General features: G+C 70.5%; 10 protein-coding genes. 9 read left to right on the forward strand and 1 reads right to left on the reverse strand.

Annotation, left to right across the window (positions count from 1 at the left end):
* Positions 1 to 69: 69 nt before the first annotated feature.
* Both H0524_RS06925 and H0524_RS06930 read left to right on the forward strand, forming a co-directional pair.
* Entirely contained in the window at positions 70 to 1296 is a 1227-nt protein-coding gene (locus H0524_RS06925; protein ID WP_180197903.1) for a sensor histidine kinase, read from the forward strand.
* Positions 1293 to 2045: a LytTR family DNA-binding domain-containing protein gene (locus tag H0524_RS06930; RefSeq protein ID WP_180197904.1), complete on the forward strand. Its 753-nt coding sequence runs from the start codon at positions 1293 to 1295 to the stop codon at positions 2043 to 2045. The genes H0524_RS06925 and H0524_RS06930 overlap by 4 nt, the downstream gene beginning before the upstream one ends.
* A 4-nt stretch (positions 2046 to 2049) precedes the next feature.
* Here the strand turns inward: H0524_RS06930 and H0524_RS06935 are convergent, their stop codons facing one another.
* Positions 2050 to 2772: an A24 family peptidase gene (locus tag H0524_RS06935; protein ID WP_180197905.1), complete on the reverse strand. Its 723-nt coding sequence runs from the start codon at positions 2770 to 2772 to the stop codon at positions 2050 to 2052.
* A 205-nt stretch (positions 2773 to 2977) separates the two neighbouring features.
* On the opposite strand from H0524_RS06935, the gene H0524_RS06940 reads away from it, so the two are divergent.
* From H0524_RS06940 to H0524_RS06970, 7 genes are all read left to right on the forward strand, one after another.
* Entirely contained in the window at positions 2978 to 3394 is a 417-nt protein-coding gene (locus H0524_RS06940; protein WP_180197906.1) for a hypothetical protein, read from the forward strand.
* 2 nt (positions 3395 to 3396) lie between these two features.
* A complete protein-coding gene (locus H0524_RS06945; protein WP_180197907.1) occupies positions 3397 to 5031 on the forward strand; it encodes a cation acetate symporter in 1635 nt (544 codons plus the stop codon).
* A 204-nt stretch (positions 5032 to 5235) separates the two neighbouring features.
* Positions 5236 to 6231, forward strand: a complete 996-nt coding sequence (locus H0524_RS06950) for a serine protease (RefSeq protein WP_180197908.1) — start codon at positions 5236 to 5238, stop codon at positions 6229 to 6231.
* A 246-nt stretch (positions 6232 to 6477) separates the two neighbouring features.
* Entirely contained in the window at positions 6478 to 7242 is a 765-nt protein-coding gene (locus H0524_RS06955; protein ID WP_180197909.1) for an ABC transporter ATP-binding protein, read from the forward strand.
* Entirely contained in the window at positions 7227 to 8918 is a 1692-nt protein-coding gene (locus tag H0524_RS06960) for an ABC transporter permease (RefSeq protein ID WP_180197910.1), read from the forward strand. Before H0524_RS06955 ends, H0524_RS06960 begins: the two co-directional genes overlap by 16 nt.
* A 97-nt stretch (positions 8919 to 9015) precedes the next feature.
* Positions 9016 to 9579: a sigma-70 family RNA polymerase sigma factor gene (locus H0524_RS06965; protein WP_180197911.1), complete on the forward strand. Its 564-nt coding sequence runs from the start codon at positions 9016 to 9018 to the stop codon at positions 9577 to 9579.
* Entirely contained in the window at positions 9572 to 10822 is a 1251-nt protein-coding gene (locus H0524_RS06970) for a hypothetical protein (RefSeq protein ID WP_180197912.1), read from the forward strand. Before H0524_RS06965 ends, H0524_RS06970 begins: the two co-directional genes overlap by 8 nt.
* Positions 10823 to 10890 lie beyond the last annotated feature (68 nt).

A 10890-nucleotide genomic window follows, 5' to 3' on the forward strand; every position in this document is an offset into this window, starting at 1 on the left:
TCCACCACCCGCGCGGTGCCGGCCGGCGCCCCTTGGCACCTCCGGCCGGCACCGGCCAGGATGCACCCCGTGAGTGGCAGCCTCCCCGCCGTCTTCGGTGTCGTCGCACTGGCGACCGCGCTGACGGCGACCCTCGTCGCGGTGCTGCGCCCGCGCGGCCACCGCACCATCGCCACCGCCACCCAGCGGGCCACCTACGAGGTGCTGCACACCGCCGGCCTCGCCGCCGAGCCGCTCCGCGCCGGGCTGACCGCCGCGAACGCCGCCAAGGCCGTACGCCACCTCCGGGCCCTGGTGGGGGCGGGCGGGCTGGCGCTGACCGACACCGCGGCGTTGCTCGCCCTCGACGGGCGCGGCGCGCACCACCAGGCCCAGCTCGTCGCGGCGGCCCGCCGGGTCGCGGCGGCCGGCCGGTCGACCGTGCTCGGGGAGGCGGAGCTGCCCTGCGACCGGGTGGACTGCCCGGTCCGGGGTGCCGTGGTCGCACCGTTGACCGGCGCCGACCGGCGGATTGTCGGCGCGCTGTTGGCCATCGCGGACGGGGCACCCGCGCCCGGCCTGGTGCAGGCGACGCTGGAGACCGCGCACTGGGCCGGTAGCCAGCTCGCCCTCGCCGAGCTGGACTCCTCCCGAGAGCGGCTGGCCCGCGCCGAGGTTCGCGCGCTGCGGGCACAGATCAGCCCACACTTCATCTACAACGCGCTGACGGCGATCGGGTCCTTCGTCCGCACCGACCCGGACCGGGCCCGGGAGTTGATCCTCGAGTTCGCCGAGTTCACCCGCTACTCGTTCCGGGCGCACGGCGACTTCACCACCCTGGCCGAGGAACTCCGGTCGATCAATCACTACCTGACCATCGAACGGGCCCGGTTCGGCGAGCGGCTCCAGGTGCGGCTCCAGGTCGCCCCCGAGGTACTGCCGGTGACCCTGCCCTTCCTCTGCCTGCAACCACTGGTCGAGAACGCGGTCCGGCACGGGTTGTCCGGCAAGCCCGGGCCGGGCATGGTGAGCATTGAGGCCCGGGACGCGGGCACCGAGTGCCACATCACGGTGGAGGACGACGGGGTGGGGATGGATCCGGCCACGCTGACCGCCGGCATCGCCGAGCTGGCCGCCGCCGGAAGCGCCCCGCCGGGTGCGCCGGGCGGGCAGGTGGGCCTGTCCAATGTTGATGAACGACTTCGGGCGGTTTTCGGGGACGAGTTCGGGCTAGTGGTGGAGACCGGCCTCGGCTTGGGTACGCGGGTGAGCATGCGGGTGCCGAAGTTCCATCCCGGCGTACGGGCCGGCTCGTGACCGGGTTCCTCCGGGTCCTGGCGGTTGACGACGAGCCACCGGCCCTCGACGAGCTGGCGTACCACCTGCGGGGCGACCCACGGGTCGCCCGGCTACACACCGCCGGCGACGCCACCGAGGCGTTACGGGTGCTTCGCGACGGCGATGTGGACGTGGTCTTCCTGGACATCCGGATGCCGGGGCTGGACGGGATGGAGCTGGCCCGGGTGCTCCGCCGCTTCGCCCGGCCGCCGGCCATCGTCTTCGTCACCGCCTACGACGAGGGCGCGGTGGACGCGTTCGACCTGGGTGCGACGGACTACGTCCGCAAACCGGTCCGGGCGCAACGGCTGGCCGAGTCGCTGCGGCGGGTGGTCGGAGCGCGGCGGGTGCCCCTGCAGCCGGCAGCGCCGGCACGGGAGGAGGACCCGACGATCCCGGTCGAGCTGGCCGGGACGACCCGGATGCTGCCCCGGTCGGCGGTGCGCTGGGTGGAGGCGCAGGGTGACTACGTGCGACTGCACACCACCGACGGTTCCCACCTGGTCCGGGTCTCCTTGGCGACCCTCGCCGAGCGGTGGGCTGACGCCGGCTTCGTCCGGATCCACCGCTCCTACCTGGTCCAGTTACGGCTCGTCGCCGAGCTACGGCTGGTGCACTCCGGTTACGTGGTGGTGGTCGACGCGACCGAGTTGCCGGTCAGTCGGCGGCACACCCGCGAGCTGAAGGAGAAGCTGATCCGGGCGGCCAAGCAGGACTGGGCCCGCTGACCCGCTAGCGCAGCACGGCGACGAGCGCCGCCCCGAGCAGCGCCGGCCCGTACGGGAGGGGGGTTCGCCGTCCGGCACGACCGGCCACCAGCAGGACGCCGACCAGCGGAAGGTTGACCAGCGGAGCGAGCAGAACCCCGGTGACCACGGTCGGCCACCCCAGCCAGCCGAGGTAGAGCCCGAGCGCCGCACCGAGCTTCACGTCGCCGAAGCCGAGTGGGGACCGGGGCAGCAGCGTGAGCGTCAGGTAGCCGGCCCCGCAGAGTGCGGCGGCGAGCAGGGCCCGGCCCAGCGCCGGGAATGCCGGGTCGGCCACCGCGGCGAGCAGCAGTAGCGCCAGCCCACCGCCGGCGACGGCCCCCACCAGCGGGTCGGGTAGCCGCAGCACCCGCAGGTCGACCGCGGCCAGTGGCACCCCGAGGGCAGCGAGCAGCAGAAACGCCGGCAGCGCCCAGGTGACTCCGACGCCGGCTCCCACAGTGCCGGTGACGGCGGCGGTGAGGGGCACGGTGACCGCCCAACCCGGAGTCAGTGGGCGACGACAGTCCGGGCACCGCCGGGGTGCCCGCCACCAGGGTGGCCGCGCCCCGGCGCAGTCCGGGCAGGTGCCCCGCCAGGCGGGCCGGGGCCGACCGGTCGGCCAGTCGACCGCGTACCGGTCGATCAGCCCGGGCAGCAGCAGCCCCCAGCCGGCACCGGCGACGGCGGCAACGAGGGGGAGCAGCACGGCGGGAGCGTAGCGTCCGCCCGCCTCGCCCCAGCGTCTTCGCCGGCGCCGGTCCACAGGTCCCGCCGCAGGTCAGAGCGGTGACGGATCGCAGTTATCCACAACAAGGACCCCTTGTCCACAAGTTATCCACAGGGCGGTGTGCTGCTCCACCGGCCAGCAGGGCAGCGCTTGACTTTCCCCGGAATCGAGCGAGACTGCCGGGGTGGTCGCCGATGACCGCGTTTCCGCGCGGACCCGCATCGTGCTGGCCGATGTGGTCCGGCGCGAGTCCGACAGCGAGCACCCCCGCACCGAGCATCCCCGGACCGAGCACCCCCGCACCGAGCTCGCCGAGCAGACCCGGGTCGGCGAGGCTCTGGTCCGCGGCCTGGTCCGGGCGCAACTCTCCCTGGCGTTGCGGCTCTGGCTGGTGGTGGCCGTCGGGCTCGGCGGCCTGCCGTGGCTGTTCGCCATCGCGCCATCGGTCAGCCAGGTCACCGTGCTCGGGGTGCACCTGCCGTGGGTGCTGCTCGGAGTGCTCTCCTTCCCGTTCCTGGTCCTGGTCGGCTGGGCGTACGTGCGCCTGGCCGAACGCAACGAGCAGGACTTCACCGACCTGATCCAGCGGCCGGAGCGCTGAGTGTGGGCAACGGCTACGTCGCCACGGCGCTCGTCGCGGTCACCCTGATCACCGTCGGCATCGGCTTCTACGGTCTGCGCTTCGCCCGTACCACCTCGGACTTCCTGGTGGCGTCCCGGGCGGTCAGCCCAACCTGGAACGCCGCCGCGATCGGCGGGGAGTACCTGTCGGCAGCGAGCTTCCTCGGCATCGCCGGTCTGATCCTCAAGCACGGCGTGGACGTGCTCTGGTATCCGGTCGGCTTCGCCGCCGGGTACCTGGCGCTGCTGCTCTTCGTCGCCGCACCGCTGCGCCGCTCCGGAGCGTTCACCCTGCCCGACTTCTGTGAGCTCCGGCTGGGCTCCCGGCGGCTGCGCACCCTCGCCACCGCCTTCGTGATCTTCATTGGTTGGCTCTACCTCGTCCCCCAGCTGCAAGGCGCCGGGCTGACCCTGGCCACGCTGACCGGCTCGCCCTACCCGCTGGGCGCCCTCCTGGTCGCGGCGGTGGTCACCGCGAACGTGGCGCTCGGCGGCATGCGCGCGATCACCTTCGTCCAGGCGTTCCAGTACTGGCTCAAGCTGACCGCCCTCGCCGTACCAGCGATCTTCCTGGTGTTGCAGTGGCAGGCCGACGCCCGCCCGGCGGTGACCCCACCGGAGGGTCCGACCTTCCGCACCGCGACCACCGTCGTGGTCGAACATCCCGCCACCCTCACCCTCCCCGACGGCCAGCTGCGGCAGGTACGCCCCGGTGACAAGCTGACCTTCGCCGCCGGGCAACCGGTGCCCGACGTGGCCGGGTCCGCCACCGACCCGGCCGACTGGTTACTGCCCAGCACCGGAGCCGACGAGCAGGGCCTGTTCACCACCTACTCGCTGATCCTCGCCACCTTCCTCGGCACGATGGGCCTACCGCACGTGCTGGCGCGCTTCTACACCAACCCGGACGGGGCCGCCGCCCGCCGCACCACCCTGGTGGTGCTGGCCCTGGTCGGCGCCTTCTACCTGCTGCCGACCGTCTACGGGGCACTCGGCCGGATCTACACCCCGCACCTGCTGCTCTCCGGGGAGACCGACGCGGTGGTGCTGCTTCTGCCCGGCGCGGCCCTGGGTACGGGGACCACCGGCCGGCTCCTCGCCGCGCTGGTCGCCGCCGGCGCGTTCGCGGCGTTCCTCTCCACCTCCTCCGGCCTGCTCACCAGCGTCGCCGGAGTGATCTCCACGGATGTGCTGGGCCGCGGCTCGGTACGCGGGTTCCGACTCGCCACCGTGCTCGCCGGCAGCGTGCCCACGGTGTTCGCGCTCAACGTCTCCGGGCTGGAGGTGTCCCAGGTGGTGGGGCTGGCGTTCGCGGTGGCCGCGTCGAGCTTCTGCCCGCTGCTGGTGCTGGGCATCTGGTGGCGGGGGCTGACCGCCCGCGGCGCCGCCGTCGGCGTGCTCGTCGGTGGGGGCGCCGCGGCCGGGGCGGTACTGGTGACCGTCCTCGGCCCCCCGCTGACCGGTTGGCCGGCCGCACTCCTCGCGCAGCCGGCCGCCTGGACGGTCCCGCTCGCCTTCACCGTCATGGTGGCGGTGTCGACGGCCACCCGCCGCCGCGTCCCGACCGATGTCGGCGCCACGATGCTCCGCCTGCACACCCCCGAAGCCCTGCGATAGAGCGCCGTAAACCGCAGGTACGCCCCGGCGACGAGCAGACCTTCGCCGCCGGACACCGGTGCCCGAGGTCGCCGGGGCCGCCACCGACTCGCCACACCAACAGTCCACGACGTTGTGCCAAACGTTACAAAGTAATACTAGCCACTCTGATCTTTTGCACTTAACATGTAACCGCCCTAAAAGTGATGAACGAAGGGAATAAGGATGAAACCGCCCCTCCGCTGGTCTGCCGCAGCCGGCATAACGCTCGCGCTGATCGCGACCGGACCCGTGAACGCCAACCCAGCACCAACCACGACTGACCCTGACAGCATCGCGAGTAGCGTCGCCCTCACCAAAAGTAATCGGATGGTCGCCAGCGACGAGACCATCAACGAGGTCATCGAATACTGGACACCTGAACGGATGAACAACGCCGTCCCTCTCGAGGTGGAGGGGGCACCCACGGCGACGCGGCAGGCACCCCAGCCGGACGGGCCGCCGACGATCGTCAGCTCACCAGTACCACCAAGCACCACCCACAACCGCAACAACGCAATCAACACCCGCTCGATAGCTGTTGGAATACTCTATTTCGTCTCACACGGCGAGGATTCTTGGTGTTCGGCGAGTACGGTAAGCAGCGCCAAGGGCCGCTTGATCTCCACCGCTGGGCATTGTTTACACCCGGGGGGGGATAAAAACGCTCCCTGGCACAGTAATGTTGTCTTTGTGCCAGCTTTCGACAGTGGAAAAGAACCCTACGGGAAATGGGCGATTGTACATAAGTGGTCCTTCAGGGGGTGGACGGAAAACGGAAAATATACACATAATATCGGGTTTGCCGAAACGGCGGCTGCCGGAGACGGCACGACGGTCGTCGATCGGGTTGGAGCTCACGGGCTTTACGTCAACGCGCCGGTGCAAAAAACCACCCTCGTCGGCTATAATGGGGGTCTCTGGGGGGACGACGACCCGAACCAGTACACCTGCGAGGACGGCTCCCCAATCCATAGCGTAGGCACAATCGCAATTGCTTGCGCAGCTGTAATGATCTCAGCCGGCGGGCCCTACCTGATCAATTTCGATGCCGGCTCCACCTGGGGGTGGCTCACCGGCGTCGCTAGGAGTACCAATCTCACTGGGACAGCATATGGGACGTATTTCGACACTAAAGTTCGGGGTCTCTACGATGACGCAGAGGAGGCTTCCGACGGCTGAGCCGCCTCACTACGGCCCAGGGCCCTGGCAAAGTCGTGACGCTGTCCGATTTTAGGATTCTGAAGTAGCGGCGCCAGTGTTGGTGGCAGCAAGACGGGCATGGCTGACTCCGAAAGTCATCAAGGTTCCTACGCCACAATGACTGATCCGAATCCAGTCATGCCCGCTCTGTCATCACCGCTGATATCGTCTTACCCTGCAAGTGTTCATCGACGAGTCCGGTCCCGGCCGACTACGGTCGTACGCATGACAGCAGAGCACCCCGCCCTCGCGCTGCGCGGTCTGGTGAAGCGCTTCGACGCGAAGATGGCGGTGGCGGGCGTTGACCTGACCGTGCCGGCCGGCTCGTTCTACGGGCTCCTCGGGCCCAACGGCGCCGGCAAGACGACCACGTTGTCGATGGCCGTGGGGCTGCTCCGGCCAGATGGCGGCGGCGCCTGGGTGCTCGGCCACGACGTCTGGGCCGACCCGGTACGGGCGAAGCAGCTCCTCGGCGTCATGCCCGACGGCGTACGCCTCTTCGACCGGCTCAGCGGCGCCGAGCTGCTCGCGTACCACGGTCTGTTGCGCGGCATGGACCCGGCGGTGGTCAACCAGCGCGCGGCGGAGCTGCTGGACGTACTCGCGCTCGCCGACGCCGGCCGGACCCTGGTGGTGGACTACTCGGCCGGGATGAAGAAGAAGATCGGCCTGGCCTGCGCGCTGCTGCACGGCCCCCGGCTGCTGGTGCTGGACGAGCCGTTCGAGGCGGTCGACCCGGTGTCGGCGGCGCTGATCCGGGACATTCTCACGCGGTACGTCACCGGCGGTGGCACCGTCGTCTTCTCCAGTCATGTGATGGAGGTCGTGGAGCGGCTCTGCTCGCACGTGGCGATCCTCGCCGACGGCGCCATCAAGCGGGTCGGCACCCTGGACGGGGTCCGCGGAGAGCAGACGCTGGAGCAGGTCTTCGTGACGGTCGTCGGCGGACGCACCGCGACCGGTGAGGAGCTGGCGTGGCTGTCGCGGTGACCGACGCGGTATCCGATGTGGGGGCGGCCCGGCGGGTCTCGGCCCGGCACTTCGTCCGGCTCAAGCTGCGGGTGCTGGTCAACAACTTCCGGGGCCAGGATTGGCGGGTCGGCCTCTTCGCGCTCGGCGCGTTCCTTGGGCTCTGGCTCGCTGCCTTCGGCTTCTTCATCTTCGCCGCACCGGGCCTCGCCGGCAACGACCAGTACGCGACGCTGCTGGCGGCCATGGGCGGCGGGCTGCTGGTGCTGGGCTGGCTCCTGCTGCCGCTGATCTTCTTCGGGGTCGACGAGACGCTGGACCCGGCCCGCTTCGCGCTGCTTCCGCTGCCCCGCCGGACCCTGGTCACCGGCCTCTTCGCGGCGGCGCTGGTCAGCGTTCCGGCGGTCGCCGTACTGCTGGCCGCCAGCGGTTTGATCATCACCGCGGGGGTCTTCGGCGGCTGGGCGGCCGCCCTCACGCAGGCGGTCGGGGTGCTGGCCGGCCTACTGCTCTGCGTCGCCGCTGCCCGCGCCGTCACCAGCGCCTTCGCCACGATGCTGCGTTCTCGTCGGGTCCGCGACCTGGCCGCGGTCCTGCTCGCCGGGGCTGCCGCCCTGATCGCGCCGGTGCAGCTGGCCGCCGCCGCCGCGCTGCAGGACGCGGACTGGGACCGGTTGGCCACGGTGGCGGCCGTGGTCGGCTGGACACCGTTCGGCGCGCCGTGGACGATCGGCATCGAGGTCGCGCAGGGGCGGGTCTGGGCCGCAGCGGTGAAGCTGCTGATCACGGCAGTGACCGTGGTGGCGCTGCTGCTCTGGTGGTCTCGCTCGCTGGAGTCGGCGATGATCGGCGCCGCGAGCAGCGGCCGGACGTCAACCCGGTCACCGGCGACCGGCACCGCTGTCACGCAGCTCTTCCCCCGACCGCTGGGCTGGCTCCCCCGGGGCCGCTTCGGCGCGTTGGTGGCGCGGGAGGCACGGTACTGGTGGCGGGACGCCCGCCGACGGGCGAACCTGATCACGCTGGCCGTGGTCGGCCTCTTCGTCCCGGTCATACTCAACCTCGGCAGCGCCGGCCTCACCGGGGGCGGCAGCGCCACGGAAAGCCCGTCCCCGGTCCTGGCCACTCTCTCCATGGTCTTCGTCGGGGTGCTCGCCGCCACGACCCTGGCCAACCAGTTCGGCTTCGACGGCAGCGCGTACGCGGCGCACGTGGTGGTGGGGGTGCCGGGCGCGGTGGAGCTGCGGGCCCGGATTGCGGCGTTCTCGCTCTACCTGCTGCCGCTGGTTCTGGTCATCTCCGGGGTACTCGCCCTTCTGGTGCTGGGGCAGCCGGGGTGGATCGGCCTGACGGCGGGGAGCCTGCTCGCCACCTTCGGCGCCGGGCTCGCGGTCAACACCCTGCTGTCGGTACTCGGGGCGTACTCGTTGCCGGAGACGAGCAACCCGTTCGCGATGAACAGCGGCGCCGGGGCGGCCCGCAGCTTCCTGGCCATCCTGTCCATGCTCGCCTCGGCGGTCGCGGTGATCCCGATGGTGGCAGCCGCCGCGCTACTCGGCGACGTCTGGCTCTGGCTGGCCCTGCCGGTCGGCGCGGCGTACGGACTGGGGGCGGCGCTGCTCGGCGCCTACCTGGGCGGCGACGTGCTGGACCGGCGTCAGCCCGAACTACTGGCGACCATCACTGCTCGTCGTTGAGAACTCGGCCCCGGCTGTCCGCAACCATCGATCGGGGTAAGGAGTCTGCTGAGTAGAGCCGCGCGATCAGCGGTCAGCCAGCAGGGGGGACGCCAACGTGATGGTAAGCATGCACGGCCCGGGAAACACCCGGGAGGAACCACCACCCACAGTCGCCGAGGACACGGGCGGCGTGGTCGACAGTTTCGAGGAGTTCTACGCCGCCTCCTTCCAACCGTTGCTGCTCCAGCTCTACGCCTACACAGCAGACATCGACCACGCCCGCGACGCAGTCCAGGAGGCATTCAGCCGAGCCTGGCCCCGCTGGAACAAACTCGCCCACTACGACCACCCGGCAGCCTGGATCCGCACCGTCGCCATGAACGTCGCCCGCAGCCGCTGGCGCCGACTCCGCGCCGCCCGCGCCCACGCCCGGTTCCGCCGCGACGACACCACCGAAGGACCAAACCCAGACCGGGTAGCACTAGCCCACGCACTCGCCACCCTGCCCGAAAAACAACGGCGAGCAATCGTGCTCTTCCACATAGCCGACCTCAGCATCACCGAGATCGCCGAACAAGAGAGAGCCGCTACCGGCACCGTGAAGTCCTGGCTACACCGAGGCCGCGCCGCACTCGCCACCGCACTCTCCGACCCGGGGACGGAGGAAACCAATGCCTGACAACGACAACACCCCACACCTCGACGACATCTTCACCGCATACACCTCCGGCGGACCACTGGCAGCCCCAGCCGGCGCCGCCGCCGCACAACACGTCGCCCGCCGCCGCCGCACCACCCGCATCGTCGCCACCGGCGTCCTAGCCATAGCCGTACTCGCCGCAACCCCAGCAATCGCCGCAACCTGGACCCCCCAGGACCCACCCGCCCTACCCGCAGACACAGCGACACCAACCACACCGACCCCGTCGAACCCCACCACCCCAACCGCCACACCCAGCCCATCGGCTACGACCAACACACCACCGCCGGACGGCCAGATCGGGAAGACGGAGCTCGGTAACGCCACGCTGGAGCTCCCCGCCTGGCCCGAGTACCTGAAGGAACACTGCCCAGCAGGACGGGTCAAGTTCTCCGACGGCACCGCGCAACCGGCGTCCAACTCGGAACTCCGGATCACCATCTCCGAGGTCGTCCACGCTGACCTCGATCAAGACGGGGCGAAGGAGACGGCCGCGCTGATCAACTGCAGCGGGATCGAGATGGGCGAGTCGCGGGTCCTCGCCTTTGACCGGAACGTCTCCGACACCATCGTGACGATGGGTCTGGTGACCGGGCACGCCGGCGACATCGCCTGGATCAAGGGGATCCGCGCGAAAGGCACCGCCGTCGAGGTGGAGGTTCTGGACGCGGCCGGCGAAGGAGTCGTGGACGGGTTCCCACAGTCGCAGTGGCGGGCCTACTCCTGGTCGGGCAAGGGCTTCGTCCAGTCGGGCGGGCCGAGTGCCTTCCCGCCGAACCCACGGGTCACCGACCTCTCGATCAGCGGGGGTGACGTTCAGTTCGTCCCGGACGGCGCGGACACGGCGACTGGGACGCTGCGCCTGACCATCGGCAACCAGGGACCGCAGCGCGCCACCGACCCCTATCTGAGGGTGGATCTGCCGGCGAAGGTCACGATCACCTCGCTACCCGCGAAGTGCGAAACATCGAAAACCCCGAGCGGTACGCGCTATCGGTGCTGGCTGCCGGCACTGGCGGCGGGTGCCGACTCCGTTGTCAACCTTCCGCTGTCCGCGTCGCAGTCCGTACTCGGAGGGGCGCAGCCCAGCCAGTGGGACGCCGACATCGTCTGGGGTTTCACCGGAACCGAAACCGGAGACGGCAAAGGCTGGCCCTACCCCGAGCCCGACGGCGCCGAGGGCGACAACTCAGCGAAGGGAAACCTTCTGCCAGCCCCGTGATCAACGCACGAAGCCGCCCAGCGACCGCCACTCGGTCGCTGGGTGGGCGGCGCGTCCTCCGGCCGCCG

Origin of the sequence: Salinispora sp. H7-4, assembly GCF_013416675.1 — a bacterium.
GTDB lineage: Bacteria > Actinomycetota > Actinomycetes > Mycobacteriales > Micromonosporaceae > Micromonospora > Micromonospora vitiensis.